Origin of the sequence: Streptomyces sp. NPDC045470, from assembly GCF_040646595.1 — a bacterium.
GTDB lineage: Bacteria > Actinomycetota > Actinomycetes > Streptomycetales > Streptomycetaceae > Streptomyces.
The window spans coordinates 108635-135048 of sequence record NZ_JBEZAN010000002.1 but is presented as its reverse complement, the minus strand read 5'-3'; the positions used below and the strand labels follow the sequence as shown (position 1 = coordinate 135048).

The window sequence follows — 26414 nt, the reverse complement described above, 5'->3', positions numbered from 1 at the left end:
TCTCTCTCAGGTCCGCTACGTCCGCTACATCCGCTACACCCCAGGTCAGGGCCATGATTTTTGTAGCGGATTGGTGGCGTGTAGCGGATAGGTCCCGCTACGCGGTGCGGAAGAGGACCGGCGGGGGTGTGGCGCTCGTATCCGCTACATGCTCCGTATCCGCTACATCGATCATGCTGTTGACCTGCGGTGTAGCGGACGTAGCGGACGTAGCGGACCTGGGGGAGGAAGGGGAGCAGTACCGCATCCAGGCGTCGGCGAGATCTTCCGCGTAGTAGCCCCGGGGGGTGCCGGAGGTGGTGCGGATGGGCCGGGTCCGGATCGGCTCGTTGGTGCCGGTCACGTACTCCTTGAGCATCTTGGCCAGGCTGCGGGGGGTCAGGTGCCGGCCGTCCATGTCGCCCCACGGTGAATCTTCCAGATTGTGGAGTTTGCGGAGGATTTCGGCGGTGGGCATCCGGTCGGCGCCGCAGAACACCCTGTCCCGCAGGTCGGTCAGGAGCTGGACGCCCAGGGAGGCCGGTTCGCCGTCCTTGGCCGCGGCGACCAGTTCCACGCAGGCCGCGCGGGCCCGCTCCGGCCAGGTGCCTCCGGCGGCTTCGGCCACGGCCAGCAGCGGCTCCCACACGTCCGCGGGCCGGTCGGAGATGCCCTCCGGCAGCTCCGGCCAGGCGTCGGTCACCTGCGTGCGCACCTGGTCGGCCCATGCGGCGAGCCGGTCGCGCAGGGCGTGCCCTTCCTTGCCGTTGGTGCGCTGGCGGTAGGGCTCGATGTGCTCGTTGGGTGCCCGTTTGCGCATCCGGATGATGACGGAGCGGGTCAGGATCGTGTCGGGCAGGGAGCCGAGTCCGGCCATGGCGACGGCGCAGAATGACGGGAAGGGCGCGGCGGCTTGGTTGGCGCCCTCACCGACGCACCGCAGGGAACTTGCGCCTCTGCGGTAGCCGGAGTTCAGGAAGCCGCGAAGGTCTTCGTTGCCGCCGGCTTTGGGGCTGAAGATGGTGTCGATTTCGTCGAAGAGGATGGTGGGGCGGCCTTCTTCGCCTGTGACCACGCGGAAGAGAGCGTTGGCGGAGGCGTTGACCGTCGCCAGCGGGCGCGGCACCAGAGCCTCCACGATCTCCAAGGCGCGGCTTTTGCCGCTGCCGGGTTCGGGGGAGAGGAAGGCCAGGCGTGCCGTGTTGTCGCCGCAGTCCACGAGGTGGGCGTGCGCGTCCCACAGGGTCACGGCCACGTAGGCGGCCTCCCGGGGGAAGATGTTGAAGCGGCGGTGAAAGCACTCGACTTCATCCAGGAGTGCCGCGCCGTTGATCGGGCTCGGTGCGTGCTGTGCGGGATCGTTCATGAGGCAGTCCTGTTCTCGGTGTCCGGCCGCGGAGCGGGGCGAAGAGCTGCATGGACGGCCTGACGGCCGACGCCCTTCGGGCCGCAAGCAGTCACCGGGCCCCGGAAGCGGCCAGCGGCGTACGGGCGGTCGGGACTCGCGGGGAGGCTCTTAAGGGGCAGGGGGCGGGCGGTCATGCGGCTGACCCGCCGTTGTGGCTGATGGACCAGTTCAGCGCGCTGGTGACGGCAGGCCGGCACTCGCGTTCGGTCAGACCGGCTGCCACTCCTGCCCCATTAAGAGCCTCCTCCACCACGGCGTGGGGGAGGTCGCCGGAGGCCACCAGTCGTCCCAGGGCCCGCGCGGCGCGGACCAGGGTCTGATTGCGGGTGCCTTCGGGGGCATGACGAACGTTGTCCGTCTCGTTGCGCAGCGCCGCCTGCGCGTACGCACTCGCCCGGCCCGGGGAGGGTAGGGCGACGGGGCCGCGGGTGCGTGCCGAGGGGGTGAGGGCGGCGAGCAGCCAGGCGGGCAGGTCGGCCACGGGTGCATCGTCCACGACCTGGTAGTGCCCGGCCGGGGTGGTGCTGCCGGCGGCGACCACGTAGCCACCCCAGGCCCGGGTGTCGATGTGCGGGCCCAGCTTGCCTGCGGTGTTGTGCAGCCGCAGGCCGGGCGGCGCGGCGAAGTACAGGTGCTGTCCGCCGCTTGCGGTCCGCACCGTGTAGGTGGTTGGCCAGGGCTGTCCGGCGCGCTCGCAGAGCGCCTTGAAGGTCGTCGCCCCGTCAGGGGCGTCCTCGTTGAGCAGTTCGGCCAGAACCCGGGCGTGACAGGGCTGGCCTGCGGGACACCAGCAGCCCAGGCGCTTGCCGCGCAGCGCGGGTAGTTCGCGTGCTACCAGGTCGGGCTGGTCGGCCAGCCAGACGCGGTAGCGCTCCACAACGTCGGCGCGGGTGGCGCCCCTGGTCAGGGGGAAGGGATTGGCGAGGGGGTGGCCGGGGAGGTTCCAGCCGCCCTTGTTCAGCGGACGGCCGACGTAGACGACGTCTGCCAGAAAGTCGGCGTCGTCGCGGCGCCCGTGAAGATCTACCACGGTGGCAGTGCCGTCCTTGGGCATGTCGAGGTCCACGACGACCAGGCCGGAAGGCCCCGTAGCGACGCCCACGTTGTACGGGGCGTGCGACCAGGCGCGTTCGATGCGGGCCGGGTCGGTGGTGGCGCGCTGCTCCCACTTGCGGTGCCCGCCAACGCATTCGCTGGTACGGGGGCAGCGCTCTTCCCCGTGCAGCGCCGGAGTCTTCGCGCCGGGCCGCAGCGGGTGGACGTGCCAGCCGCGATCGGCGGTGGCCAGTGCCGCAGCGAGCAGAGGTACCTGCGGGAGGTCCATGGTCAGGGGCGCGCTCATGCGGCGGCCCTCCCTTCGAGGGCGAGGAACTGTTCGCCGATCCAGCGGGCGTAGGCCGGGGGAATCGCCTCGCACACGCCCCGGATGGTGGTGATCCAGGGGGTGCCCATGGCTTCGGCGGCGGCGCGCTGCCATGCCCTGGAGTGCCGTCCTCCGGTGATGGTCATGAACGGACGCTCGGAGGTGGGCAGGTAGCAGTTGCGGGTGCAGACCGCCGTGTGCGTGGGGTGGGCAGGCTCCCTGAGCGGGAACGAGGTCTCGAACAGCCGGTGGCGGTACATGCGCAAGCCGAACATGGGCCCGCACAGGCGGACCGGGCCGCGCAGCTCGCAACGCGCGGCCTCCACGTTCTCGATCACGTACGGCCGCCCCGCCGCGCGCATCGCCTCGCGGGCGGGGGCGATCAGCTCAGGGTAGGACTTGTGGTTATAGGCGTTCAGCGGGGTCCACGCCTGGCACGGCGGAGAACCATGGATCACGTCGAAGTCCGCCCCGAAGCGGCTGATGAAGTCCACCGCGTCGCCCTGGCAGAAGGTGAACGGGTAGTCCGGCTGCGGCTCGATGTCGACGCCGACCACCTCGAATCCGGCGAGATAGAAGCCCATGGCCATGCCGCCGGCGCAACAGAAGGCGTCCAGCACCCGCAGCCCGTTCGGCCGCCGCAGCGGCAGCGCACGCGCGCTCATGCCGCCACCGCCTGTTCCGTGCGGAGGCTGGCCAGGACGGCGCGGCCGATGTGCTCGGTGTAGGCCGGGGGAACGCACTCGCGGATGCCGTCGCGGTTCATCCACGGCACGCCCATCACCTGCCGCGCGCGCTCGACACCGGAGAAGTTGCCGACGTACTGCCCGAAGTGGCCGGGCGGGACGGGGCGGCCCATCTTGGCCTGCGGTGCGGTGTGCGGCGGGTGCGGGGGCGGGGTGAAGGTGAAGCCGCCGCCGGTCTCGAAGTACCGGTGCCGGTACGTCTCCAGGTCGAACATGGCGCCGCACAGCATCACCGGGCGGCGCAGCTTCGCCACGGCGCCGCGCACGTTCTCGATGACGTACGGCCGCCCGGTGGCCTCCAGCGCTGCGCGGGTCTGCCCGATCAGGTCGGGGTGGTCACGCCCCTGGATGCGCTGGCAGTCCGAGTCGTGCTGGCACGGCGGGGAGGCGTGGATGAAGTCGAAACCGGCGCCGAACTCGCGGATGAACGCGACGGCGTCGGCCTGGTGAAAGCTGAGCGGGTAACGGGGCTGGGCAGCGACATCGACGCCGGTCACGTCGAACCCGGCCAGGTGGTAGCCCATGCCGGCGCCGCCCTGGCAGCAGTACACATCCAGCAGCCGCAGCCGGAACGGTCGGCCGGTGTCTCGTCGGACGGGGGCAGGTTGAGTCATGCTGGAGACCTCCAGTGCTCTCTGTTGAGTTGTGCTGGGAGCAAGAGGGCGGCCCCGGTTCTTTGGCGAGACGCGGGGGCCGCCCTCGGTATGTCAGTCAAGAGGACTAGCAGGTGCAGGCGCTGGCGTGAATATCCGCGTGCCGCCTGTCAGTGGTGTGTCCTAGCCTCGGCTTCACTGTGGGTGACAGGGCTGGGAGTGTGGCTATGGTGACAACTGCGGATGATGTGGTCTGTCTGTTCGCTTCGCGCGGCAGGGCCGCGCGGGAACTTGCCCAGTGGCAGCGCAGGAAGCCTCACGTGGCAGAGCGCGTCATGCGCCATGTAAGCGCCGCGCCCTACACCCTGCGCTCCGCGGAGTTCAGGGCTTTCAACTTCGACCATCCACTGGAAGAGATCACGTCGGCGGCGGCGTACAGGCAAGTGGAAATCCGGGACTGGTTCCCCGAGTTCGCCATGGTGCACTTGTTCCACTTCGCCCTTGAACGCAAGGACGGGCTTTTCTCTTACCGTGAGTTCCGCGACTTCTGCCAGGACGACGAAGACGGCCAGGGCTTTTCACGGGAGGCGCAGGACAAAGTCAACAGCCTTGTCAGAAACGCGGGATGCACTCTCCAGGCGGCCGTGAACGCCATCAAGTGGCGGGTCGGCAACGCGTTCTACTCGTTCCTGCGAGAGCTGTACCTGATCGCGCGCCTGCGGGAGGCTGGTCTGGACGCCCGTATCCATCCGCTGGCCGACGCCCTGTTCCGGGTCGATGCGTGGTGCGGCAGAACCACCGTGGAGATGTACGTGGCGAACAGCCTGTTCAAGGGCGGCCAGGGTGGCCGCAAACCCCACCCCGAAACCTACCTGGAAGACCAGGGCGGATTCAGTTTCGTCCGTTTGGAGATACAGAAGCAGCACACTTTCGGGAAGCTGCATCTGCCAACGGACGAGGAAGTGGACCGTTGCATCGCCGACCTGCGGAAGTCGGCGGGCACCGGCTGCGTGTAGATAAGGGCAGGGCGGCCCTCCCTTGGTCAGAGCGGGGCCGCCCTCGGCGTGCGTGCGGTTCAGGTGGTAATGCCGCCTCCGCCGGGGCGGCTGGTGGCGGGCGCCGAGGTCACGCAGCCAGCCGGGCCAGTACTGGGGCAAGCCGCGGTAGAAGAGATGGTGAGCCGGAGGCGCCCGAATGTCAGTGGGATGGTTCATCCTGGGGCCTCCTGGCTGATGAGTGGTGAGGACCCAGGCCGACGGTGAACCTTGGAGACACGGTCGGCCCGGACCTGCGAGGGGGAAGGGGAGAGGGTTGGCCACAGCCTGGCTGGTTCTGGCGGCGGGTGACAACCGCAAGCACGGAGGGAACGGCGGCTATGACGACCTGCCGTCGGAGCACTACAGCTGGGACAGTTCGGTCCCGCATCACGCGTCCCTGGCCGCAGGAGACGTGATCGCTGTGTGGGACAAGACGGCGCTGCTCGGTATCTCCGTGATCGAAAGGATCGAGGCCGGACAGGCCATTAAGGAGATCTACCGCTGCCCCGAGTGCGGCAAGGCAGACTTCCAGCCGCGCAAGACCAAGCGGCCTGTGTACGTCTGCCTGAAGTGCCCGGCGAAGTTCGATACCCCCGCAGCGGGGGCCAAGGCGGTGACGACCTACCGATCACGCCATGGCGCGTCATGGGTCGACATGCCTGGCATTCTCAGCGGCGCCGAACTCCGGGCCCTGTGCGACAATCCGCGCACACAGCACAGCCTGCGCTCCATGCGCTGGGAGGGGCTCCGGAACGCGATCGCGGCGACCGGCACGGCCACGAGCGTGGACATCGCCGACAATGCGCAGCGCGCCATCGCGGGCGGACACCGGCAGACCACCGTCCGCGTCCGGCTCGGCCAGGCTGCCTTCCGCCGACAGCTCGTGACCGCGCACGGCGAGACCTGCGCGGTTACCGGACCCGCCCCGGCAGCCGTACTAGAAGCCGCCCACCTCTACAGTTACGCGTCCAGCGGCGAGCACCACAGCGACGGCGGGCTGCTGCTGCGCCGCGACATCCACCGATTGTTCGACCTGGGCCTGTTGGCCGTCGACCCTGCCGCCCTGACCGTGGACGTCGCTCCACGGCTGCGGGACTATCCGGTTTACGCCATCTTGCAGGACGCGCCTCTGGCCGTCGCCGTTACGTCACGCCACCGACAGTGGCTCCGGGCCCACTGGGAGATCCATCGGCGCACTGCTCCGGCCTCGCTGGGCGACGCCAAGCGGGGCGGGTCTGGGAGCGGCTGGTGACCACGCACCTCGCAGGAAGCGAAGAGGGCGTACCCGAGCAGGTCCGGCGCCGCCACTTCCCGCTCTGGGAAGAACTCGCCGTCCTGACCGCACACGACGGGCGTTGTGTGTACTGCCTGGCCCCCTCTCAGGTCAAAGACCATGTCGTCCCCTTCAGCCGCGGCGGGGACGATGACCTGCGTAACCTCACGCCCGCGTGCAACGCCTGTAACGAGACCAAGGGCTACCGCACTCCGTTGGAGTTCGCCGTGCTGACCCTCCACCCTGGTGCCTGGGGGCTGGGCGGGCACCCGGGGAAAGGCCGGCTGCGCGATGAACTGGATGACCTGCGCCGCCGCTACGAGGTGTGGATGGAACGCATCGAGTTCACGCAGGTCGAACTCCTCAACCCGCGCCGCCTGGCCTGGTTCAAGCACGATACGAGTCACACCTATTTCAACGCCCCTACCACGCCCACGGTCAGGGTGAAGGCCGCGATCTGCCGTGCGCTTGGGATGGCGCGTGTCGCCGCGAAAGCGGAGGCTGCCGGCTGGCCCACTGACTCACTGCCCCCCTTCCGGGTCATACGGCCACGCAAGTGGGGCCAGCCTCTGGCAGAGGACCCTGACGACTGGCACAGGGTGCTGTAGGCGGTGAGGACCGAGAGGCGGGCGAGATGACAGAAGCGCCTGCCTCGGATCGATTAGAAGGGTGGCTCGTCGCCCTCCTTGGCGGGGGTGCCCGTACTGTTCCACGACTCGCCGGACGGGGCCGTGCCGTTGGTGCGCTTGCCGTCGATGGTGACGGTGGTGAAGCGCAGGGAGGCGCCGATTTCATCGACTTCGACGGCGAGCATGGAGCGGTTCTCGCCCCGCTCGGTCTGCCAGTTGTGCTGGCGGATGCGGCCGGAGAGCACCACGCGGGAGCCCTTGGTGAGGGATTCGGCGACGTGTTCGGCCAGGGTGCGCCAGGTGGCGCAGCGGAAGAACGTGGACGTGCCGTCCTTCCACTGGTTGGTTTCGCGGTCGAAGGTGCGCGGGGTGGATGCGATGGTGAACTTGGCCAGGGCCTGGCCGCCGGTGGTGTATTTGAGTTCCGGGTCGGCGGTCAGGTTGCCGATGATGGTGATCGGGGTTTCTCCGAACGACATGACTCTGCTCCTTCGCTGCTCAGCTACGCGCGGGGGTGGCGGTGAGGGCGGTCAGCCGCTGGTGGCGGTGGGCGGCGGTGTCGGCGAGTAGGCGGGCGGGGTGGTCGTGGAAGTCGTGCAGGGCGACCATCGCGCTCAGGATCACGTCGCACAGTTCGGCGGCCACGTCGTCGGTGCTGTGGCTGGTGCCCTTGCGCGGGTTCTGGCCGCGGACGCCGATGTACGCCTGCGCCGCTTCCCCGGCTTCCTCGGTGACCTTGAGCAGGCGCAGAGCGGTCTCCTCAGGGCCGCGGCCGTTGCAACCGTCCAGCCACGCCTTGACCGCGCGGATGTGCGCCCACGGCTCGGCCAGGTCGGCACTGCCGGGCTGGTGGTCGGCGGTGAGGTGGACGCGGGTACGGCCGGGATCGGCGGCCGGCGTCTCGCGGAGGGAGCGGATGCTGAAGGCGGCGGGCAGGGTGTTGACGATCTGCTCGGTCTCGGTGTTGTCGCAGATCAGGTAGATCTCGAACACGATTCTCCTTAGTGGGTGTTGATGGTGCCGTTGGCGCGGCCGAAGAGGCCGTTGGCGGTGATGTTCTGGGTGATGTGGGCGGGTGCCGCGCGGCGCCGGAGAGCGCGTACGACGGAGCAGGCGGCGATGCCGCCGGTGGCGATGAAGGCGACGGCGGCCCACAGGGCGTGGCTCACGGCGATGACTCCCGGTGCGGCGTAGGAGATGCCGACGCCGGCGGCGGCGACGCCGAACCCGGTGGTCGGCGCGAGCAGCGCAATCGTCTTGGCCCACACCGGTACCGTCCCGCCCGCCGGAAACGGGACGGTCGCGGCGGGCGGGGCGGGGGTGGGCTGGGTGTAGGCGAGGGTGCGGGCGCCGCCGGGCAGGGTGACCACCTCCACACCGGGCGGAATCTCGGTCACGGGCAGCGGCGGATAGGCCAGGTGCGCACCGGGCTCGTACGGCGCGGGGGCGGTGGTGATCCGGTAGGGGTCGGGCACGGAATCCTCCTTGCGGGAGGTGCGGGCGCCGGTCAGCCGGCCAGGTTGGCGAGCGCGCTGGCGACGGTTTCGCACAGGTTGTGGATGGGCCGGTAGGCGCCGGTTCCGGCGGCGAAGAAGCCGCACAGGAACACCACGATCGCGGCGCCGGGGCCGACGTAGCGGGCGCGCAGCAGCACGAGGGTGAGGATGGTGAAGAGCACGGCGGCGGAGACGGTGAGGGCCATCAGGGCTCCTATCCCGGTCGAAGACGGGCGCCGCGCGCCCGGCCGGACGGCTCCGGCGAAGAGCGCGCGGCGGTTACGATGCGTGCTTGCTGTCGCTTGTTGTCGCTTGTAGCGACAACAAGGAAAGAGGGAGTCACCGGCGCTCAGGGGGCGCGGGAAGGGGGTGTGTGCTTGTTGCCGCTACAAGCGACAACAAGCACACACAGTGACCGTCAGGCGGAGGGGGGACGGTCGGAGACGTAGCTGCGGTGGACGTAGTACGTCTGGGTTCCGCTGCCCATCTGGAAGACCTCTGCGGCGGCGGCCCACAGGCGCAGCCATCCGGAGATGGTGGTGCGGTGGGTGCTGTAGCCCATGGCTTTGAGGTCGGCTTCGATGCGGGAGGGGCCGGTGCCCTTCGGGCCGGCGTCCAGCACCAGCCGCATCGCCGCGTCCTGCGCGGTCGGCTGCGGTGTCGTCGGCTCCTCCGACTCCGCCCGCTCCGGCGGTTTCGCCGGTTCCGGCTGCTGTGCCGGGGCCGGGTCGTCGTTCGCCAGGGCGGGCAGCTCCTGGGGGGGTTCCGGTGGCTTCGGCGGGTCCAGCGGCTGGTCGGCGTTGTTGACCACCAGCCGCAGCCGCCCGTCCGGCGGGGGGCCCAGAGTGCCCGGGGCCTTCTCTGGTGCGGCGGGCGCAGTCGCGTCGCCGCGGCGGGGGAAGAGCCGGTTCCATTCCGGGCTGCCGGGCCGGATGCCCGCCCCCGGCCCGCCCGGCGCCGCGCCCGATGCCGGCGCTGTGCCGCCTTGCGGTGCGGCGGTGGGCACGGGCACGACGGGCACGTCGGTGTAGGGCCGGGTGACCGCGTGCAGCCGCTCCCCCTCATACAGGCGCGGCAGGACCCGCGCCCACCGCGAGGGGTAGAAGCGGCCGTGCGGCACCTCGCCGGAGATCTTGTCGAGGACCGGGCGGCGGGCGCTGACGGCCGCGGCGATGCGGTCCATGGCCTTGGGGCTGAGCTGGAACGCCTTGAACGGCCGTGGCTTCGTGCTGTCGAACGCGTTGAAGCCGCATCCGGGCCATGGGGCGTCGCTGGGGTCCACCTTCTGATAGCCGGAGAACAGGTACGACAGTTCCTCCGGGTCGGTAACGAACATCCCCCAGCGCCACTTCGCACGCTTCTTGACCGGCACCGGGATGGAGTCCGTGGTGGCACGCAGCGAGGAGACCAGCATCCGCACGCGTACCGCCCGGCCGGTGTTCATCACCGTTTCGATCATGCCTTTGATGTCGCGCGGCAGATCGGCCGTCTCGTCCACCACGATGATGATCGCGGGGATGTCCGGGCGGGCGGGCAGCTTGGTGTCGTTGGCCTTGCGCATCACCTGCTGGTAGCGGCGCTTGCGCATCTCGATGACCTGGATGGCCATGGTCAGCATCGCGCGCGCTTCATCCAGGGTGGGCGCGGTCCAGTCGATGACCGGCCGCTTGTGGGTGCCGTCGATGGCCCACGAGGTCAGCCACGGCAGGGACAGGCCGGCGCCGGTGGTGTCGATGTGCCACACCAACGCATCGGTTGTGCGGATGAGTTGGGCGTTGACGCCGTTGAGGGTGTTGGTCTTGCCCGACCCGGTGTCGCCGATGCCCAGCCCGCACTGAAAGGCCAGCGAACCCTTCGCGTACGTGCCGTCCTTGTGCAGCCCGATGGCGAAAGGGTCATCAATGCTGGCCGGGGACAGGTCAGCGGGGAACGGGATGTTCTGCTCGATGACGTTGACGGTGGCGACGCGGATGATGGCGGTGCCCTTGCGGCGCCCGCTGGCCACCTCCACCCCGCATCCCTCCGGCAGCCGCAGATCCGAGCCCAGCGCCTCTTCGAAGCGCTTGAGCTGACCCCAGGTGGCACCGCCGGGCAGCTCCACCTCCACGGTATAGCCGGTGTTGGCCGCCCACGGCTGGATCGCCACGATGCGGCACTCCTCCAGCTTGGCGATGCGGGCCAGGCGCTGCTTCCACTGCTCGCCCCACGCGTCGTGCCGCTCCTGCCGCGCGGCCTCCTGCGCGTCCCAGGCGGCCTTGCGGCGGCGCTGCTTCTCGGCTCCTTCGTGGCGGCCGATGGCGGTCCAGGTCAGGCGGCCGAAGGCGGCGCCGCCGGCGAGCGCGGCCAGGCACGGCCAGGACCAGGGCGGGCCGCCCGCGGCGGCCCACCACGACCACGCGCCCGCACCGGCCCACAGGCCGGCGCGGTAGGTGAGGGTGGCGGGCAGGTGCCCGCTGCGGGCCCCGGCCAGCACGCTGCCCAGCGCCCCGGCCGCGGCGATCCCCGCATCCCACAGCGGGTCCACCCCGCTCACATAGGTCAGGGAAGAGGCGGCGAGCGCGGAGGTGACCGCGGTCGCAGCTCCGGTGTTCAGGGTGTGGCGGCCCTGCCAGTCCAGCTCAGGCACGCTGCCCTCCGTCCCGGGGCACATTCCACATGTGCTCACCGTTGCGCGGGTTCTCGTTGTGGTCGATCTCCTCGCAGTGCAGCCGCCGGAACGCCGGGTGCAGCTCCATCGCGGCGGACTCGGCCTTGCGCAGCCCGTGCACCACATCGGCGACCATTTCGGCGATGCACGGATCGACCGGGTAGCACTCGGCGGAGCGGGTGGCCAGATAGGTGACGGCCTGCGCCAGGTGTTCCAGTCCGACCGGCACGCCCTCGTATTCCGCGCCCACGACCATCGCGGGGTTGGTGGCAGCGTCCGCGTGTGCCTCCGGCGACCACTGCTCGTAGACGCCGCTGACCTCTTCGGCGGCGGTGGCCAGTACGGACGGCTTGGCCCACAGGGCGCCGTCGCCGTCGATGCCGCCGACGTTCCACCAGTGCTCATTGGTCCGGGGGTTCTCCAGGCGCATGATGTCCAGGTCGTGGACCTGGCGGAAGGTGGGTTCGAGTTCGTCGGCGTAGGCGGCGGTGGCCTCCAGGACCTGCGCGACCTGCGCGACGCCCTCGGCCATGGCCGGGTCCATCGGATACATGGCGGCGGAGTTCTCCGCCAGCGCCATCACCGCGCCGTTGATGTTGCGGATGGCATCCGGCAGGCCCTTGTATTCGGCGGCCACGGCCGCCATCGCGGGCGGATCGTAGGCCGCGTAGGTGTTGGCGACCTCTTCGGCGGAGGTGGCGAAGACACTCACGTGCTCACCCCTTTCAACTGTGGATTCGGTGGCGACCGGGGCGCCGGTGTCGGCCCCGGGGTCGTCGCAGACGTGGCGCACATGCGCGCGGTCGCCGGTGATCGGCGTGGCCATGTCGGCGAGCTGGGCATGCAGGCGGCGCCGGGAGGCGTCCGCCATGCCCTTCCAGACCTTGCGGAAGACCCGGCCCGGCCAGTTCATGCCGAGGTCGGTGAAGCGGAATCGCCGGTTGAGCGCGGCGGGGATGTTGGCGGCGGCGCCGACGAACAGGGCGGCGGGCATCACCGCGAGCGCGGCGACGGTCGCGAAGAACACGGCGGCGGCCAGCCGCAGCAGATGCCGCAGCTTCGCCAGATTGCGGCGCCGCCAGAGGTGCGTGGCCTGCCTGGCCCGCGCCATCTTCGCCTTGAGCCAGGTTCCGGCTCGCTCGCGCCACTGCTGCAACCGTTCCCGCAGGCGAGCGCCCCACTGCCGCAGCCACTGACCGGCCGCCTCCCGGGCGCGGACCAGACGGCCCTGGGCTGCTTTGAGCGTCTGCCGGACCGCACCGCGCCGGTGGTCGGGGCCGGGCGTACGGTCCCTGCGGTCCTTGCGGCCCAGCCCGGACCAGCCGTTGGCGGAGCCGGAGAACGGCCCGCCGCCGCGCTGCGTGCCCGATCCGGCCCAGCCGGCACCGTACCGTCCGGAGCCACGGCCACCGAAGAGACCACCGGCGCCGCGGCGTACCCCGCCCTTGCCCAGCCCGGAGAACCAGCCCGAGCCCCCGCCGCCAGCGCGGCTACCGGAACCGGAGCGGCCCCCGCCGGTCCCCGAGCCGGAGCGGCCCCGGCGGCCGAAGCCCCCGCCCCGGCCGAGCGGCGATACGCCCGAGGAACGGTGCCCGGCCGACGTATCGAAGCGGCCCATCCGGCTCTTCCCGCGCCCGCCGGAACCGGCAAAGCCCGCACCGGAGTTGGTGCCGAAAGCGCCACGGCCGTTGCGGTGGCGCCCCGGTGCCCGGCCCCACAGGCCGCCGCCCGCCGCACCGGAACCCTTGCGGCCCCCGCCAGCAGCACCGGAGCCCGTACGGCGACCGCCCCGCGGACCGCCACCGGTGTCCGCGGCAGAAGTTCCACGACCGAAGAGGCCGCCGACGCCCCGCCGCCCGCCGCCACCGCCTCCGCCGAAGCGGCGGCCCGACCGGGCACCGGCCGCTCCGCCGCCTCCGGCGGTGCGCTGGCGGCCACCGAGCCCGCCGCGGCTGTCCCCGCCAGCCCTACCCGCCGCGTCCTGCCGGACCCGGCCCCCGCCGCGCCCTGCACCGCCCGCCGCACCAGTGCCGCCCGTACGGCCGGCGCGGGTCGTGGTGGCCGCCTGCGCCCGGCGCTGCTCAGCCGTACGGGCGGACCGTACGGCGGCCAGGCCGAGCGCCCCGACACCGGCCGCGGCCACGGTGCCCACGGCGATGGCGGCGACCGGCCCGGCGGCACTGAGCGAACTGCACACGCCGACAGTGGACAGGTTGATGGCGTTGGCCAGCAGCGGCACCGCCGGCAGCCCCACGGGCCCCGGCTCAGTCTCTTCGTCGTCCGCGTCACCGGTGTCCCCGTCGTCCGGGTCCGGTGCGGATTCCGGGTCCGGGCCGGGGGCGGGCAGAGCCGGCGTCGGCGGCGGTTCCGGTTTAGGTACTGGCGGATTCGGATCCGTGGGGGTGGAGATTTCTCCGACCGGTTCGGCCGGCGTGATGATTTCCGGCATGCTGAGAGGGCTCCTCTCGAAGGGGTAGGACGCTTCCGGCCAGGCCCTGAGAAGCGGGCCGGAGGCGTCCGTCTTAGTTGTGGTCGGCGTCGCGCAGGTACGTGGCAAGCGTGACCTTGGCCGTTGCCACCGCGGCGTACGCGGTCATCGCCGCGTAGTCCCCGGTGTCTTCGCAGCTCATGGCCTGGCGCAGATGTTCGTCCGCTTCGAGCACCAGGTCATCGGGAGCGGTGCGGATCTGCCGCAACGACGGCCGCGGGGTGAAGATCTGTTTGAGCACGGACATGGCGGCCCTTCCGTCAGAAGCGGTGCGGGTGTGTGGCGGCGATCTCCTGCCAGCGCCGGTTGTCCACCGCGTCCACGTGGCGCACCTGCACCATGAAGGTGCAGCCCTCCATGCGGCAGCGGTGCACGGTGGTCGAACGGGCTTCGGCGATGCGCAGCACCAGCGTGAACGCGGTCACGAACAGCGCGCTGGTGCAGGCCATGAGCAGCGTCAGCGGCACGTGGTAGGAGGCCAGCCGCCAGCCGATCGCCACGGCGAACGCCGTACCGATGACTACCGCGACGGGCAGAACGAGGCGTTGACGCTTCACGGGCCCTCCAGGTCGTTACGGTCGAGACTGAAGAAGGTCACGTTGCAGTGGGCCAGCTCCGGCCTGTCGTCAATGACCTTGGCGTAGATGCGGTTGAAGGCTTCCTCCCGCGTACAGCCGGGCCGCGGGGTGAACGTGCCGGTCTGCGTGCACATGGCGTAGCCAGGGCTTTCGACCGTCAGGATGAAGAAGTGGGTTCCGGTTCCCTCCGTGCAGCTCAAGAGGGTGCTCCTTCCCCGTCAGTGGGCCGGACTGTCCGGCCGCCGACGGCCCCGGCATGGAGTCCGGGACCGCGGGCGGCCGTCAGGCAGCGGCCACAGAGGGGTAGGGCAGGTAGGCGGTGAGCTGGACGGGCACGCCGTCGAAGGTGGCGTAGGCGCGCAGGCTGTGGCACCTGCTCAGTTCGCTGTACTCGATGCCGCCGTGGTCGATGTCCAGGGCGGTACGCCAGGCTTCGAAGTCCGCGGCGCAGGTGTGCAGGTCGATGTGGATGCCCTCTTCGATGCCGCCGGGCCCGCACACCGTGCCCACGGTGAAGCTGGTGCTGGGCAAGGTGGTGAAGCGGTGGGCCAAGGTCGCCAGGGCGTGGATGGCGCGGGCCTGTGCGGCCACGGTCAGGGCAGGTTGGTCCGTCGCGGTGGTACTCCCGTCACGTCGGAAGGTGTGCAGGTCAGGCGGCGTGCTGGTCGTCCGGGTAGGCACAGGGCACGCACATGCCCAGGGAGCGGGGGATGCAGTAGCCGGCGTCCTGCCGGCACTGCGGGCAGGTGCGGCGCGCCAGCATCGCGGCGGCCAGCGCCGCATGGCGGCCCGGCGTCATGGGCCGGACCGGCTTAGCACGTTTGATCTCGTAGAGGTAGGCGATCGAGACGCCGGAGCCGTAGCGGCACTGACGCATCACCTGCGCGGCCACCGGCTGCCCGCCGGGCCGCAGCCCGCAGGCGCGCAGTTGGCGGCGGGTCGCCAGCCCGGACGGGGCATAGCGCCAGGGGTAGGTTGGTACGCCCCATCGGGTGCCGGACGGGTCCCAGCACTTGCCGAATGCCGGGGACATCACGCGGCCCCGGCGGTCGGCTGCTGTGCGGCCCGCAGGTCGCGGTAGCGGGCGGAGACCCAGCCCACCGACCAGCCGGTGCGGTCCGCCGCCTCGCGGACGGTGAGGCCGTCGGCCAGGCTCTGCCGGACGGCTTCGAGCGCTTCGTCCTCGGAGAGCTTGTCCGTGTTCACGGACCTGGCGCTGGTGTTCACGGGACTGTTCAAGGTCGGCCCGGCAGCGGCCGGGGTCGCGGCGTGAACAGCGGCGGCCGGGTGTTCACGGGGCGTCTCCGTCGTCCGGGCAGCCGTGTTCACGGGTGCCGGGGCGAGCGCGTTCACGGCCTCTGCCGCGGTGTTCATGTCGATCTTGGTGGGCTGTGCAGTGGCCGCCCGCGACCGCTCCTGACCGGGGCGTTCCCGCGCCAGGCGCTCACGCTGTTCACGCTCGATGCGGTCTTGTTCACGGGTCTCACGCGCCGCTTTTTCACGGAGTCGTTCCTCCCGTTCCCGCTGCTCACGGGCCAGGCGCTCGGTGCGTTCCTCCTCGCGGATGCGGGCCGCTTCCTTACGGGTGGCTTCGGCCTGCCGCTCCTGGCTGGCCAAGCGCTCGCGTTCCAGCATGGCGGTGTGTTCACGGGCTGCGCGCTGGTCGGCGGCCTCGTGTTCACGGCGTTCACGCTCCTGCCGCTCGCGCTGTTCACGCTCTTCTCGCGCCAGGCTTTCTCGGCGCTCGCGTTCCCGCTCCCGCTCCTCGCGGGCCAAGCGTTCACGCTCCTGGCGTGCGGCCTGTTCACGCTCCCGCTGCTCGCGCTGTTCACGCTCGATGCGCACCAGCGCCGCAGCGATGGCACGGCGGTAGGCCAGCGCCGCCTCGGCGTTCACGATCAGCAGCAACGGCGCCGGAATGTGCACGCCGACACCGACCAGATCACCGCGCAAGGCGGAGTCGCCGACGTTGAGCACCAGCGTCATCAGCCCGGTCAGCCAGCGCAGCAGGAACGGCCACACGGACCGGCGCGGGGTGGCGCCGTCGCGGGCCGCCTGCGCGTGCAGGCGGGCCAGGGCCGCGTCCAGGCGTACGACGATGACCACGGCCGAATCCACCACCAGCGGCAGAATCGGCGCGGTCCACACCCAGCCGGGCGCGGTGTGGCCGGCCATCAGCGGGGTGACCGTCAAGACGCTGTAGACGATCGCGCCGATGGTGATGGTCCACGACCCGATCGTCAGCGTCCTATCCGCCGCCTCGACATCGGCCGTGCTGGTCATCTTCGACGGCCTCATGCCGCCCCCGCCACACGCTTCGGCGTGCAGCGCGGCCAGGCGGGCCGCCGTCACGATACGGATCATGATGGAATTCCTTCCAGGGCGGTGCCGCGACGGCCGTCCCGGCGCCCGTTGACCGAGCGGTGGGCCGGGGCCGGACCAGCCGCTGTGAGCCAGCCGCCGCCGCTGCGCTTGGCCTCGTACATGGCTTCATCCGCCAGCCGCAGTGCCAGCGGCAGCGACACCGCGGGCAGGTCAGCCGTCAGGCAGGCGCCGATCGAGACGCCGACCGTCAGGCGTAGGCCGCGGTGGGCGAACGGTGCGGCGATGGAGTCGTGCAGGCCGCGCAGCAGCCACGGCAGCGCCACGGCCTCCGGCAGCGGCACCAAGGCTGCGAACTCATCACCGCCCAACCGGCCTGCCGTCGCGCCTGGGTGCGGCTCCAGGGCGTCGGTCAGGCTCCCGCCGGTCGCCCGGATCGCCGCATCGCCTGCATCGTGGCCGAACTGGTCGTTGAGCCGCTTCAGCCCGTCCAGGTCGATCAGCAGGACGGCGCACGGTCCGGCCCCCAGAACGTGCGGGGCGCGCTGCTCGAAGGCGGCTCGCGTCAGCAGGCCCGTTAGCGGATCGTGGCGGGCCTGCGCCAGTTCGGCGCGCAGCCCGTCGATGACGGTCAGCAGCTCCGGTACGTCCTCGCGGGTCTCGGCCATCCACAGCGCCAGGTTCCCGGCCCAGTCCGGCAGCGTCGCCAGGAGCTGGCCCCGGTGCGTCACCTGCCACACGTCGCCATCGGCCGTGGTCGCTTCGCGGATCATCCACGGTTCGGGCAGCCACTCGCCGGGCTGCTGGCGACGCACGACGGCCTCACGTTCGGGGGTCATCTCAAGCACCCCCGATCGGCGCTGCGTTGGGCAGGCCGGCTAGGGCCGCGACCGTGTCGCCGTGCAGCTTGGTGTCGGCCTCCACGGCGCGGGCCACGGTGGTGATCTGCTGCCAGCAGGCGGTCACGGCGTCCAGGGCCTGGCCTTGGACGCTGGCCCAGGACCGGCCGCCGGGCGGCGTGTGGTCGCGTCCGAGGTGGAAGCCGTGGCGGGCCAGGACATCGATGGCGTAGTCGCGGTCGTGGTCCGAGGTGGCGACGGCATCCGCCTGTTTACGGCTCCAGCCCAGGTGGCCCAGATGCTTGCGGTGGGCCACTTCGCCGGCAGCCATATAGGCGGCCAGCTTCCAGGGACAGAGGTTCGTGCCCTCGAAGCTGGTCTGGCCGGTCAGGGCCCATCCGCCGTCGGGGCGGTCCCATTGGATGATCTCGGTAGAGACCACGTGCAGCCCGTACAGCAGGCCCAGCACGGCGTGCGCCGCCTCATGCACGGCCATGCCCAGCCGGGCCTCCGCCAGTGTCTGCGGATTGAAGGACGCCGGCCGGACCGCCCCGGTGTGATCCGTCAGAACGTGCGCGTATTCAGCAGGCAGGGCCTTCACGACGCACCCCCGACCAAGCCGGTGCGGGTGTAGTCCAGCGGGCCGTCGGCGACCTGGTGCCGCTGTTCAGCGAGCTGCCCGGCGCGGTAGGCGCGGGGGTGCAGGCGCCGCCACAGGCGGTGGCGCAGCGTGGCGCGGGGCCGGTGCGTCATGAGGCACCTCCCGCGGCGAGCAGGGCGGCCGGGAACAGGCCGAAGATCAGGTGCATGGACTGATCGACCAGCGGCATCCCGCCGCGCTGCACGAAGCCGCTGGCCCCGGTGCGGCACATCCAGGCCCGTACCGGCCACCTGCGGTCGATCAGCGAGTGCGTGAGGTGATTCCAGAGCACGGCGGCCGTCACGCCCCACAGCGGGAGCGACAGGCCGACCACGGCGGCCAGGAGTCCGAGCGCCAGCAGTTCGGCGGCGCTGTGCGTCGCGGCGTGCAACTGGTTCGCCCCCCAGCCGGCGTGCCGGACGGACTCGCCGTCGGCGCCCTGTTCCGTCCAGCCGGCCTTGCGGGCCGACGTCCGGTCGCTCTGGGCCAGGTAGTCGGCGGCGTGGTGCGCGGTGAACAGCGCGATGTAGACCGCGGCGAACTCGGCGGCGGCCATCACACCACCTCCGGCAGAGGCTCGCTCAGCCGGTTGGCCAGGGCCAGCCGGGCAGCGAGCAACTTGCGACGAGCCCGCCGAACACGGCGTGCGGCCACTTCCGACACCGGGGCGTCCAGCACGGTGATCTGCGCGTCCAGCAGCTCAACCTCCGCCACGATCACGGGCATCTCAGCGTCGATCGCGGCCAGGTCAGCGGCGGTCGGCTCCTGTACAGCCAGATCTGCGGCCATGGCGTGGTCAGGGGTGGGAATGTTCATGACGGGCGTTCCTCTCGAAGGAAACGGCAGGCGCCCCGGCCAGGCCCTGAGAAAGCGGACCGGGGCGGACATCGGTTGCGCGAGGACCGTTCATCAGCACGAGCAACCGCGGCGCCCCGCCGCCCGGCGTCGCCTGTGTGGCGGCCGGGCGGAGGGGGCCGTGAGCACTGGTGCTCAGCCGCGCGGAAAGTTGGGGTGCGCGGTGGTGACACGGTGGGCATGGCCAGCGCCGTGCCGGTCCAGCACGGGCGGCGCCCCAAGCGTTCGTTGCATCGGAAACCTCCTGGTCGGAGGAGTGAAGGGCAGGCTTCGCCGGAGCGCCGTTGCCGCGGCGTTCCGGTCCCGAGCCTGAGTCGGTGCGCCATCGTTGCTGCTCTGACGCCAGCAGGGCGGCGCGCATCAGGAGTCCTTAAGCGCCTCAGGGGCTGACCTCCAGAAATGGAGGGATGATCCCCATCGGGCAACCCAGAGCTGACACGCAGGACAGGACAGGTTCGCCTGCCACGAAGTGGCCGCCGGGGCCGTTACCCGGGCCGTTGCGGGGACGAGGACTCGCGCCCCGTCGAATGTCACTCTGTTGAGTTCTCAAGGAACGACCGCTTCCTTCGGACTGGACCCGTCTCGCGGGGGTCCTCCGGGCGGAGTTCGTGCAGGTCAAGCGAGTCACCGAACGACATCACCACTCCTTTCGGGGCGGCGCCTCGTCGGCGATACTGTTCTAGCACAACTGATACAAGCAACACAAGCGGTCGTGTTGGCACAGCCGGTTGGGCTGATCAAAGCCCGGTTAGCATCGACACCATGACGCCTTCTTCCAGCGACGCCCGCCGCGTGAACGAGCAGATCGCCGACGCACTTCAACGAGACATCGAGTCGGGGAGGTTCAAGGCTGAAGAGAAGCTGCCGGCGGTGCGGCAGATCGCTGAGCGGTTCGATGCTGCCGCCGGTACCGTGTCCAAGGCTCTTCAGTTGCTCGTTCAGCGCGGCCTTGTTCGTGCGGACTCCACGCGCGGGTACTTCGTGAACAGCCGCGAGGAGAGGGAAAAGAAGCAACCGAGCCCGGAGTTTTCGGCGATCATGCGGGAGATCGAGTCGATCCGTGATCACGTGGCTCGCCTTGATGGGCGCCTCCGCGAACTGGAGGAGCAGCAAGACCAGGGCTGACGGGGGTAGCCAACCGTTGTGCGCGTTGGGCTAGCCCGTCAATTTCGGTGGCCAGTTGCCGTAAAGCTTCCAGCAGTTGACGACGCTCGCTACCCGTCAAGGTCACGGTCGTACCCCCTAGTTGCCCGCCCTGGGTGTCTCGCTTCGGACAACCTCGAAGCTATGGCGGGACCCCAGAGCGACCCCGGAAAATCCTTCCGGGGTCCCTTGGAGAACCGAGGTGAGGGTTGAGATATGCGAGGAATGACGCAGCAACTGACGATCGGCGAGCGCGTAGCTTGGTACCGGCGCCGCCGCGGTCTGTCTCAGGAGGTGCTGGCCGGCTTGGTCGGTCGTACCGCTGACTGGCTCGGCAAGGCCGAGAACAATCGCATCGGACTCGATCGCCTCTCGGTGATCCGTTCCCTGGCACACGCACTCGATGTGTCCATTGGGGACCTCATCGGCGAGCCGACACTGCTGGAGTGGTCCCGTGACAGTGGGCGCCACACCGTACCCGCGCTTCGCGAAGCTCTCATGGACTATCGGCTTCTCACGCCTCTGATCGGTACGCCCACGAGTGGTGAGCCACCTGCACTATCGGCTCTGCGCACTGACGTACGCGAAGTCTGGGACGCCTATCAGGATTCACGGTTCGGCTTCGCAACCCGCCAACTCCCATTGCTGCTAGCTGATGCGCTACTTTCTGCACGGTCCTACTCGGGAAGGGAGCGCGAAGAAGCGAACGAACTGCTTGCGCTCACGTACCAAGGCGCTGCCATGGTGCTAGGAAAGCTCGGCGAAACCGAGCTAGCCTGGATTGCAGCGGATCGCGGTCTCGCCGCAGCACAGGAAAGCGGTAACAAGGTCATCGCAGGCTCTCTATTTCGATCGGTGACACACTGCCTATTGTCCAACGGTCGGTTCGAGACCGCGATGCAACTCGTCAACGACGCCGCTGGATTCCTCGAATCTGGCCTTTCAGGCGCGTCGCCGTCCTACCTGTCCGTTTACGGGACGCTGTTCCTTACCGGAACAATGGCAGCAGCTCGCGCAGAAGACAGGGCTACGGTCCAAGCATTTCTGCGCGAAGCAGAAGAGTCCGCGACCCGGCTCGGCGCCGATAGCAACCACATGTGGACAGCCTTCGGCCCAACGAACGTGGCTATTCACCGCGTGGCCGCTGCCGGCGAGCTGGGGGACGTGCAAGTAGCCGCAGACCTCGGCCCGCGGATCGACACCAGCGGGCTGCCGGTTGAACGACGCGTACGGCATGACCTGGAAGTAGCGCGAGCCCTGAGCGCCTGGAACCGCACTGACGAAGCCGTCGCCATACTGCTCACGGCCGAGCAGCTCGCTCCTGAGCAGGTGCGACACCACTACATGAGTCGTGAGCTGGTACTCGGCTGGGTCCGTGGCACGCGCGGACGGCCGACAGTACCAGTCAGGGAGCTAGCCGACAGGCTTCACGTGCTGTGAACTGGTTAGGCTCGGGCATGTGAGCGATAACGAACACGAGACGAAGATGGCGCGCCCGCGGATGGCCTCGGGCGCGTTGTTCTTTGATTCCCGAGGCCGTGTCATGCTCCTGGATACGACCTATAAGGACTACAAGGAGATTCCGGGAGGTTATGTAGAGACCGGCGAATCACCGCTACAGGCGTGCGTCCGTGAGGTCAAAGAGGAGCTAGGTATCTCGCCAGAGATCGGTCATCTACTCGTTGTGGACTGGGCCCCCGGAACGAAAGAAGGGGACAAGGTCCTCTACATCTTCGACGGTGGCACGCTATCGTCTGACGCGGAGGAGCGGATCGTGTTGCAAGCTGAGGAACTGCGCGATTACGCCTACTACCCGGTTGACCGTATCGAGAATCTTACGATTCCTCGCTTGGCTCGGCGTATTCGGGCAGCAGTCAAGGCGCGCGAACAGCGCTCCTTTCTCTACCTGGAGCATGGTCAAGAGGTAACCAGGCAGTTGGGCTAACGCGTAATCATCGCCCCGACGCATTGAACGAAGCTGCGGCGAAGAGGACGATGGCGGCAGAGCAGATGATCGGAGGGCGGGAGCCATGGGCTGGGTGGACCCTCAGTGGATTCCGACGTTGCAGCGGGACGGCCGGTATGTACGGCTCCTGAACCTGACCCAGCGCCTCCTGGAGGAGCGCGAGCAGAAGCGGGGGCAGCCGGTGCCGAAGTGCAGTTGCCAGGGTGGTGAGGTCACGGTCCGGGACGCAGACGGGAACGAGACCGCGGTTCAGTGTGAAGCATGCCAGGGGACAGGTGAGCTACCGACCTATGCCGACAACGAGGACGACGGCCAGGCCACAGACGGCCGGTAACCAGGAGGCCGCCCGTGGACGAGACGTGGACGAGATCCTGGTGATGGTCGCTACGCCAGCCTCTCCGCGCAGGTCAGGGGGCATGGTGCTGCTTCACCGGGCACGGTCTTGAAAACCGTCATGGCGGTTACGCCACCGTGGGGCAGCGCCAGGGGTCCTGGCGCTGCCCCACGATATGCCGTCCGCAAGTAGATCCAGGACGGATGGGCTGTCCGGCGGCTTACGCCTCCGAGTCCCCGTCATCGGCCGGACTGGCCTTCCGGCGCTTGCGGGCCCGTTCGTAGCTGGCGACGGCTTCGGGCGCGCCTTCGGCCGACCACGGCTCCCAGGAGCGCAGCTCGTAGGTGACCTGGGTGACTCCGTTTTCCTTGACCCGGTGGGCGACGATGTCCCAGCCGAGCACGAAGCGGAGTTCCCGGAGCCGCTTCTTGGGGTCGCCCTTGTGGGTTTCCTGGGCGACTACCTGTATCAGCTCGGCCGGCGTGTGCTCACCGCGCTCGGCAAACGCCTTGAGGAGTTCGCCGATGCGCTCCCAGGGGTTGGGGCGGTTGATCGCGCGGGCCAGCGCGTCCCCGTAGGGGTTGAGGCTCTGGAAGAACGCCTTCTTGCCGTTGTTGTGCGGCTGGCAGAGCGGCTCCAGGTTCTCCAGTTCGGTCTTGCCTCCCCATGAGCGCGGGACGATGTGGTCGATCTGGAGCTTGGCGTCCTTGGGACCGGCGCCGCACATTGCGCAGAACCTGCCCTTGACCGTGAAGACTTCCGCCTGGAGCTTCGGGGAGATGCGTGCGCCTTTGTCGGTGACCGGGGTCTGGCTCCACCCCTCGATGCGGTAGACCCAGTCGCCGCTGCCCTCGCGCCGGTAGGAGTTCACGGTGAAGTGGTCGCGCACTTCCCGGAGGCGGCGCTGACTGTGCACGTTGCCCTTGCCGAACACCTCCCGGGAGCGTTCGACCCACTCGCCCATCGTCGGCGGGTCGGACCGCCGTTCCAGCAGAAAGCGGCACGCCTCAGCCGTTTCCCGGTTCGGGAACAGCTCCGCGATCTCGCTGCTGTCCGGCTCCGGCAGCGGGCGCTGCTCCTGTCCGCTCGGCTCGTTCATGATGCGTCTCCCGTCCCGCCGCCCCATGGCTGGCGATACGGACGATCTTATGGGCGGCATGAGCGAACGGGCAAGTGATTTGGCCATGCCGCCGCAGTAGATGATTGGCGGTTTCGTGGTGTTGACCTGCAAGGATGTAAAAATCGTCGCCGCCGGAAACTGCGTGAGCAGAACGACTTTCCGGCGGCGACATCTGGTCGTGATGTTCAGCTTGGTAGGAGGCGGAGCCGTGTCGTCACCCCGGCTTCTGGTGCGGCCAGGCACGCGCTTCGTCGCAGCGGGCCGCCGACTGGTGATCGGGCTGAGGGTGAGAGGGGTCCCGCGTGGGCGGTGCCGGCGTACGCAGCTCCCGCCGTGACTGTGCAGGTGGGAGGAGGGGCCGCTCCGCCTGCTGGGGCCGTCTGTGGGCCGTGAAGGGACAGCCAGCAACCCCCAACGACCACCACCAACCACCATGACGGAACGCTCGTGGGGCAGGTCACAGAGACGCGTCTGCGACACTGGAAGAACCATGCCTAAGCCCGGAGAACTCACTTTCGTCGCGCCGCGCGGAGCCAAGAAGCCCCCGCGGCACCTTGCCGATCTCACCCCCGCCGAGCGGCGCGAAGCCGTGGCCGCGGTCGGTGAGAAGCCGTTCCGTGCCAAGCAGCTGTCGCAGCACTACTTCGCGCGGTACGCGCACGACCCGGCGGAGTGGACCGACATCCCGGCCGCGGCGCGGGAGAAGCTGGCGTCGGAGCTGGTGCCCGAGCTGATGAGTGTGGTGCGGCACATCTCCTGTGACGACGACACCACCCGCAAGACGCTGTGGAAGCTGCACGACGGGACCCTCGTGGAGTCCGTGCTGATGCGCTACCCGGACCGGGTGACGATGTGCATCTCGTCGCAGGCCGGGTGCGGCATGAACTGTCCGTTCTGCGCGACGGGGCAGGCCGGGCTGGACCGGAACCTCTCCACCGCCGAGATCGTTCATCAGATCGTCGACGGCATGCGGGCGCTGCGTGACGGTGAGGTGCCGGGTGGGCCGGCCCGGTTGTCCAACATCGTCTTCATGGGCATGGGCGAGCCGCTGGCGAACTACAAGCGGGTCGTGGGGGCGATCCGGCGGCTGACCGACCCCGAGCCCGACGGGGTGGGGCTGTCCCAGCGTGGCATCACGGTGTCCACGGTCGGTCTGGTCCCGGCGATGCTGCGGTTCGCGGACGAGGGCCTGAAGTGCCGGCTCGCGGTGTCGCTGCACGCGCCGGACGACGAGCTGCGCGACACGCTCGTACCGGTCAACACGCGCTGGAAGGTGCGGGAGGTGCTGGACGCCGCGTGGGAGTACGCGGAGAAGTCCGGACGGCGGATCTCGATCGAGTACGCGCTGATCCGGGACATCAACGACCAGGCTTGGCGCGGTGACTTGCTGGGGCGTCTGCTCAAGGGCAAGCGGGTCCATGTGAACCTGATTCCGCTGAACCCGACGCCCGGGTCGAAGTGGACCGCGTCCCGTCCCGAGGACGAGAAGGCGTTCGTCGAGGCCGTCGCCGCGCACGGTGTGCCGGTGACCGTCCGCGACACGCGCGGACAGGAGATCGACGGCGCCTGCGGGCAGCTCGCCGCCGCGGAGCGCTGACCGCCCGCTGGTACGGTGTGATCGAACAAATGCACATTCCGACAGGGGAGCGCCACAGCGCTGAGAGTGCGGCAGTGTCACGGACCGAGCGTCACGGACACCGAGGTGCCGCAGACCCTTGAACCTCGCCCGGGTCATTCCGGGTAGGAAGTTCGGTCGTCACTCATGCTGTTGCGCCCCGTCCGGCCTTCTTCGCGAAGCGCCGGGCGGGGCCGCGTCTCTTCCTGGCCAGCCAGGAGGAATTCAGTGAGCACCAACAGAAGGATCACCGTCACGGCGCTGGCCGTCGCGGCCGGCATGACGGCGCTCGCCGCGTGCGGCTCGGGAGGCAGCGGCGGCGGCAAGGATCCGAAGACCGTCACGCTCGTCAGCCACGACTCCTTCAATGTCTCGAAATCCGTGCTGGCGGAGTTCACCGAGCAGACCGGTTACAAGGTCGACGTGCTCAAGGGCGGGGACGCGGGCAAGGCCGTCAACCAGGCGATCCTGTCGAAGGGCAACCCGCAGGGTGACGTCTTCTTCGGTATCGACAACACGCTGCTGTCGCGCGGGCTGAAGGCAGGGATCTTCACTCCGTACCAGGCCAAGGGGCTGGAGAGCGTGCCCGCCGAGCTCCAGCTCGACAAGGCGGAGCACCGGGTGACGCCGGTGGACTACGGCGACACCTGCGTCAACTACGACCGGGCCTACTTCGCCGCGCACAAGATCGGGCCGCCGAAGACCTTCGACGACCTGCTCAAGCCCGAGTACAAGGGGCTGCTGGTCACCGAGAACTCCGCCACGTCGTCGCCGGGGCTCGCCTTCCAGCTCGGCACCATCGCCGAGTACGGCGAGTCCGGCTGGCAGGACTACTGGAAGAAGCTCAAGGCCAACGGCGTCGAGGTCGTGGACGGCTGGGAGCAGGCGTACAACGAGCGGTTCTCGGGTTCGGCGGCCGGTAAGGGCAAGGGGGACAAGCCCCTGGTGGTGTCGTACGCGTCGAGCCCTCCGGTGGAGGTGCTGGGCAAGAAGCCGGAGCCGAAGGAGGCGCCCACGGGCGTCGCGGTCGGCACCTGCTTCCGGCAGATCGAGTTCGCGGGCCTGCTCAAGGGCGCCAAGAACGAGAAGGGCGGCAAGGCGCTGCTGGACTTCCTGCTGAGCAAGCGGTTCCAGGAGGACATGCCGCTCCAGATGTTCGTCAACCCGGCGCGTCAGGACGCGAAGGTGCCGGAGCTGTTCACCAAGTACGGCGAGAAGATCGACAAGCCGGGGACGGTGGCTCCGGAGACGATCACCAAGAACCGCGAACAGTGGATCAAGCAGTGGTCCTCGCTCGTTCTGAAGTAACCGGCCGCGCGAGGCGGGCGCGCCGCGGACGGGCA

Annotated in this window: 30 protein-coding genes, 1 pseudogene and 1 riboswitch; of the genes and pseudogenes, 8 read left to right on the top strand and 23 right to left on the bottom strand. The window is 69.6% G+C overall.

Annotated features, from left to right (window positions below):
• Window positions 1-97: 97 nt before the first annotated feature.
• The 5 genes and pseudogenes from AB0A97_RS06950 to AB0A97_RS06930 all read right to left on the bottom strand — a co-directional run bounded on the left by AB0A97_RS06950 (window position 98) and on the right by AB0A97_RS06930 (window position 4110).
• Entirely contained in the window at window positions 98-1345 is a 1248-nt protein-coding gene (locus tag AB0A97_RS06950) for a DUF3631 domain-containing protein (protein ID WP_361145662.1), read from the bottom strand.
• Between the two features lie 172 nt (window positions 1346-1517).
• Entirely contained in the window at window positions 1518-2441 is a 924-nt protein-coding gene (locus AB0A97_RS06945) for a bifunctional DNA primase/polymerase (RefSeq protein WP_361147299.1), read from the bottom strand.
• Window positions 2433-2729, bottom strand: a pseudogene (locus AB0A97_RS06940) (bifunctional DNA primase/polymerase); the annotation flags it as partial. The pseudogene AB0A97_RS06940 and the gene AB0A97_RS06945, both read right to left, overlap by 9 nt.
• Window positions 2726-3415 (bottom strand): SAM-dependent methyltransferase, encoded by a 690-nt coding sequence (locus AB0A97_RS06935; RefSeq protein ID WP_361145659.1) that lies wholly within the window; start codon window positions 3413-3415, stop codon window positions 2726-2728. The pseudogene AB0A97_RS06940 and the gene AB0A97_RS06935, both read right to left, overlap by 4 nt.
• Window positions 3412-4110, bottom strand: a complete 699-nt coding sequence (locus AB0A97_RS06930) for an SAM-dependent methyltransferase (protein WP_361145657.1) — start codon at window positions 4108-4110, stop codon at window positions 3412-3414. The genes AB0A97_RS06935 and AB0A97_RS06930 overlap by 4 nt, the downstream gene beginning before the upstream one ends.
• A gap of 299 nt (window positions 4111-4409) precedes the next feature.
• Here AB0A97_RS06930 and AB0A97_RS06925 point away from each other — a divergent pair, with 299 nt between their 5' ends.
• From AB0A97_RS06925 to AB0A97_RS06915, 3 genes are all read left to right on the top strand, one after another.
• A complete protein-coding gene (locus tag AB0A97_RS06925) occupies window positions 4410-5105 on the top strand; it encodes a hypothetical protein (RefSeq protein WP_361145654.1) in 696 nt (231 codons plus the stop codon).
• Window positions 5106-5400: 295 nt separating this feature from the next.
• A complete protein-coding gene (locus AB0A97_RS06920; protein ID WP_361145651.1) occupies window positions 5401-6378 on the top strand; it encodes an HNH endonuclease in 978 nt (325 codons plus the stop codon).
• The gene (locus tag AB0A97_RS06915; RefSeq protein WP_361145648.1) at window positions 6375-7007 is read left to right on the top strand and encodes an HNH endonuclease signature motif containing protein; all 633 of its coding nucleotides are present in this window, start codon (window positions 6375-6377) and stop codon (window positions 7005-7007) included. The genes AB0A97_RS06920 and AB0A97_RS06915 overlap by 4 nt, the downstream gene beginning before the upstream one ends.
• Before the next feature lie 53 nt (window positions 7008-7060).
• Here AB0A97_RS06915 and ssb read toward each other — a convergent pair whose 3' ends face one another.
• The 17 genes from ssb to AB0A97_RS06830 all read right to left on the bottom strand — a co-directional run bounded on the left by ssb (window position 7061) and on the right by AB0A97_RS06830 (window position 18854).
• Window positions 7061-7507 (bottom strand): single-stranded DNA-binding protein, encoded by a 447-nt coding sequence (gene ssb / locus AB0A97_RS06910; protein WP_361145645.1) that lies wholly within the window; start codon window positions 7505-7507, stop codon window positions 7061-7063.
• Window positions 7508-7526: 19 nt separating this feature from the next.
• Window positions 7527-8021, bottom strand: coding sequence for a MazG-like family protein (locus tag AB0A97_RS06905; RefSeq protein WP_361145642.1), 495 nt, complete (start codon window positions 8019-8021; stop codon window positions 7527-7529).
• A gap of 8 nt (window positions 8022-8029) precedes the next feature.
• Window positions 8030-8503 carry a hypothetical protein gene (locus tag AB0A97_RS06900; protein WP_361145639.1) on the bottom strand — a complete coding sequence of 158 codons (474 nt, stop codon included), beginning with the start codon at window positions 8501-8503 and terminating at the stop codon, window positions 8030-8032.
• 32 nt (window positions 8504-8535) lie between these two features.
• Complete coding sequence (locus AB0A97_RS06895; protein ID WP_361145636.1) at window positions 8536-8730, bottom strand: hypothetical protein; 195 nt, start codon at window positions 8728-8730, stop codon at window positions 8536-8538.
• A gap of 212 nt (window positions 8731-8942) precedes the next feature.
• The gene (locus tag AB0A97_RS06890; protein ID WP_361145634.1) at window positions 8943-11150 is read right to left on the bottom strand and encodes a hypothetical protein; all 2208 of its coding nucleotides are present in this window, start codon (window positions 11148-11150) and stop codon (window positions 8943-8945) included.
• Entirely contained in the window at window positions 11143-13620 is a 2478-nt protein-coding gene (locus AB0A97_RS06885) for a hypothetical protein (protein ID WP_361145631.1), read from the bottom strand. The genes AB0A97_RS06890 and AB0A97_RS06885 overlap by 8 nt, the downstream gene beginning before the upstream one ends.
• A 73-nt stretch (window positions 13621-13693) precedes the next feature.
• On the bottom strand, window positions 13694-13906 hold the full coding sequence (locus AB0A97_RS06880) for a hypothetical protein (protein WP_361145628.1): 213 nt from the start codon (window positions 13904-13906) through the stop codon (window positions 13694-13696).
• A 13-nt stretch (window positions 13907-13919) separates the two neighbouring features.
• A complete protein-coding gene (locus tag AB0A97_RS06875; RefSeq protein ID WP_361145625.1) occupies window positions 13920-14216 on the bottom strand; it encodes a hypothetical protein in 297 nt (98 codons plus the stop codon).
• The gene (locus tag AB0A97_RS06870; protein WP_361145621.1) at window positions 14213-14437 is read right to left on the bottom strand and encodes a hypothetical protein; all 225 of its coding nucleotides are present in this window, start codon (window positions 14435-14437) and stop codon (window positions 14213-14215) included. The genes AB0A97_RS06875 and AB0A97_RS06870 overlap by 4 nt, the downstream gene beginning before the upstream one ends.
• An 82-nt stretch (window positions 14438-14519) precedes the next feature.
• Window positions 14520-14828 carry a hypothetical protein gene (locus tag AB0A97_RS06865; protein WP_361145618.1) on the bottom strand — a complete coding sequence of 103 codons (309 nt, stop codon included), beginning with the start codon at window positions 14826-14828 and terminating at the stop codon, window positions 14520-14522.
• 58 nt (window positions 14829-14886) lie between these two features.
• The gene (locus AB0A97_RS06860; RefSeq protein ID WP_361145615.1) at window positions 14887-15270 is read right to left on the bottom strand and encodes an RRQRL motif-containing zinc-binding protein; all 384 of its coding nucleotides are present in this window, start codon (window positions 15268-15270) and stop codon (window positions 14887-14889) included.
• Window positions 15270-16601: a hypothetical protein gene (locus AB0A97_RS06855; protein ID WP_361145612.1), complete on the bottom strand. Its 1332-nt coding sequence runs from the start codon at window positions 16599-16601 to the stop codon at window positions 15270-15272. The genes AB0A97_RS06860 and AB0A97_RS06855 overlap by 1 nt, the downstream gene beginning before the upstream one ends.
• On the bottom strand, window positions 16598-17398 hold the full coding sequence (locus tag AB0A97_RS06850; protein ID WP_361145609.1) for a GGDEF domain-containing protein: 801 nt from the start codon (window positions 17396-17398) through the stop codon (window positions 16598-16600). The genes AB0A97_RS06855 and AB0A97_RS06850 overlap by 4 nt, the downstream gene beginning before the upstream one ends.
• 1 nt (window position 17399) lies before the next feature.
• Window positions 17400-17894 carry a hypothetical protein gene (locus AB0A97_RS06845; RefSeq protein WP_361145607.1) on the bottom strand — a complete coding sequence of 165 codons (495 nt, stop codon included), beginning with the start codon at window positions 17892-17894 and terminating at the stop codon, window positions 17400-17402.
• Window positions 17895-17995: 101 nt separating this feature from the next.
• On the bottom strand, window positions 17996-18151 hold the full coding sequence (locus AB0A97_RS06840) for a hypothetical protein (RefSeq protein ID WP_361145604.1): 156 nt from the start codon (window positions 18149-18151) through the stop codon (window positions 17996-17998).
• Window positions 18148-18594: a DUF3307 domain-containing protein gene (locus AB0A97_RS06835; RefSeq protein WP_361145602.1), complete on the bottom strand. Its 447-nt coding sequence runs from the start codon at window positions 18592-18594 to the stop codon at window positions 18148-18150. Before AB0A97_RS06835 ends, AB0A97_RS06840 begins: the two co-directional genes overlap by 4 nt.
• The gene (locus tag AB0A97_RS06830; RefSeq protein ID WP_361145599.1) at window positions 18594-18854 is read right to left on the bottom strand and encodes a DUF6284 family protein; all 261 of its coding nucleotides are present in this window, start codon (window positions 18852-18854) and stop codon (window positions 18594-18596) included. The genes AB0A97_RS06835 and AB0A97_RS06830 overlap by 1 nt, the downstream gene beginning before the upstream one ends.
• A gap of 801 nt (window positions 18855-19655) precedes the next feature.
• On the opposite strand from AB0A97_RS06830, the gene AB0A97_RS06825 reads away from it, so the two are divergent.
• The 3 genes from AB0A97_RS06825 (at window position 19656) to AB0A97_RS06815 (ending at window position 21981) form a co-directional block, all read left to right on the top strand.
• Window positions 19656-20018 (top strand): winged helix-turn-helix domain-containing protein, encoded by a 363-nt coding sequence (locus AB0A97_RS06825; RefSeq protein ID WP_361145596.1) that lies wholly within the window; start codon window positions 19656-19658, stop codon window positions 20016-20018.
• 243 nt (window positions 20019-20261) lie between these two features.
• Complete coding sequence (locus tag AB0A97_RS06820; protein ID WP_361145593.1) at window positions 20262-21476, top strand: helix-turn-helix transcriptional regulator; 1215 nt, start codon at window positions 20262-20264, stop codon at window positions 21474-21476.
• A 19-nt stretch (window positions 21477-21495) separates the two neighbouring features.
• The gene (locus AB0A97_RS06815; RefSeq protein ID WP_361145590.1) at window positions 21496-21981 is read left to right on the top strand and encodes an NUDIX hydrolase; all 486 of its coding nucleotides are present in this window, start codon (window positions 21496-21498) and stop codon (window positions 21979-21981) included.
• A gap of 575 nt (window positions 21982-22556) precedes the next feature.
• On the opposite strand, the gene AB0A97_RS06810 is transcribed toward AB0A97_RS06815, so the two are convergent.
• Entirely contained in the window at window positions 22557-23435 is an 879-nt protein-coding gene (locus tag AB0A97_RS06810) for an HNH endonuclease (RefSeq protein WP_361145587.1), read from the bottom strand.
• Window positions 23436-23946: 511 nt separating this feature from the next.
• Between AB0A97_RS06810 and rlmN the strand changes: the two genes are divergently transcribed.
• Both rlmN and AB0A97_RS06800 read left to right on the top strand, forming a co-directional pair.
• Entirely contained in the window at window positions 23947-25053 is a 1107-nt protein-coding gene (gene rlmN, locus AB0A97_RS06805; RefSeq protein ID WP_361145584.1) for a 23S rRNA (adenine(2503)-C(2))-methyltransferase RlmN, read from the top strand.
• Window positions 25054-25086: 33 nt separating this feature from the next.
• Window positions 25087-25221, top strand: a riboswitch (TPP riboswitch).
• A 78-nt stretch (window positions 25222-25299) separates the two neighbouring features.
• A complete protein-coding gene (locus tag AB0A97_RS06800; RefSeq protein ID WP_361145582.1) occupies window positions 25300-26379 on the top strand; it encodes a thiamine ABC transporter substrate-binding protein in 1080 nt (359 codons plus the stop codon).
• The last annotated feature ends 35 nt before the right edge of the window (window positions 26380-26414 follow it).

Coding starts and splice junctions, on each gene's coding strand:
- AB0A97_RS06950 (WP_361145662.1), bottom strand. CDS start 1,345: ATGAACGATCCCGCACAGCACGCACCGAGCCCGATCAACGGCGCGGCA.
- AB0A97_RS06945 (WP_361147299.1), bottom strand. CDS start 2,441: ATGCCCAAGGACGGCACTGCCACCGTGGTAGATCTTCACGGGCGCCGC.
- AB0A97_RS06935 (WP_361145659.1), bottom strand. CDS start 3,415: ATGAGCGCGCGTGCGCTGCCGCTGCGGCGGCCGAACGGGCTGCGGGTG.
- AB0A97_RS06930 (WP_361145657.1), bottom strand. CDS start 4,110: ATGACTCAACCTGCCCCCGTCCGACGAGACACCGGCCGACCGTTCCGG.
- ssb (WP_361145645.1), bottom strand. CDS start 7,507: ATGTCGTTCGGAGAAACCCCGATCACCATCATCGGCAACCTGACCGCC.
- AB0A97_RS06895 (WP_361145636.1), bottom strand. CDS start 8,730: ATGGCCCTCACCGTCTCCGCCGCCGTGCTCTTCACCATCCTCACCCTC.
- AB0A97_RS06885 (WP_361145631.1), bottom strand. CDS start 13,620: ATGCCGGAAATCATCACGCCGGCCGAACCGGTCGGAGAAATCTCCACC.
- AB0A97_RS06880 (WP_361145628.1), bottom strand. CDS start 13,906: ATGTCCGTGCTCAAACAGATCTTCACCCCGCGGCCGTCGTTGCGGCAG.
- AB0A97_RS06860 (WP_361145615.1), bottom strand. CDS start 15,270: ATGTCCCCGGCATTCGGCAAGTGCTGGGACCCGTCCGGCACCCGATGG.
- AB0A97_RS06855 (WP_361145612.1), bottom strand. CDS start 16,601: ATGATCCGTATCGTGACGGCGGCCCGCCTGGCCGCGCTGCACGCCGAA.
- AB0A97_RS06850 (WP_361145609.1), bottom strand. CDS start 17,398: ATGACCCCCGAACGTGAGGCCGTCGTGCGTCGCCAGCAGCCCGGCGAG.
- AB0A97_RS06845 (WP_361145607.1), bottom strand. CDS start 17,894: ATGGCCGTGCATGAGGCGGCGCACGCCGTGCTGGGCCTGCTGTACGGG.
- AB0A97_RS06840 (WP_361145604.1), bottom strand. CDS start 18,151: ATGACGCACCGGCCCCGCGCCACGCTGCGCCACCGCCTGTGGCGGCGC.
- AB0A97_RS06835 (WP_361145602.1), bottom strand. CDS start 18,594: ATGGCCGCCGCCGAGTTCGCCGCGGTCTACATCGCGCTGTTCACCGCG.
- AB0A97_RS06830 (WP_361145599.1), bottom strand. CDS start 18,854: ATGAACATTCCCACCCCTGACCACGCCATGGCCGCAGATCTGGCTGTA.
- AB0A97_RS06825 (WP_361145596.1), top strand. CDS start 19,656: ATGACGCCTTCTTCCAGCGACGCCCGCCGCGTGAACGAGCAGATCGCC.
- AB0A97_RS06820 (WP_361145593.1), top strand. CDS start 20,262: ATGACGCAGCAACTGACGATCGGCGAGCGCGTAGCTTGGTACCGGCGC.
- AB0A97_RS06810 (WP_361145587.1), bottom strand. CDS start 23,435: ATGAACGAGCCGAGCGGACAGGAGCAGCGCCCGCTGCCGGAGCCGGAC.
- rlmN (WP_361145584.1), top strand. CDS start 23,947: ATGCCTAAGCCCGGAGAACTCACTTTCGTCGCGCCGCGCGGAGCCAAG.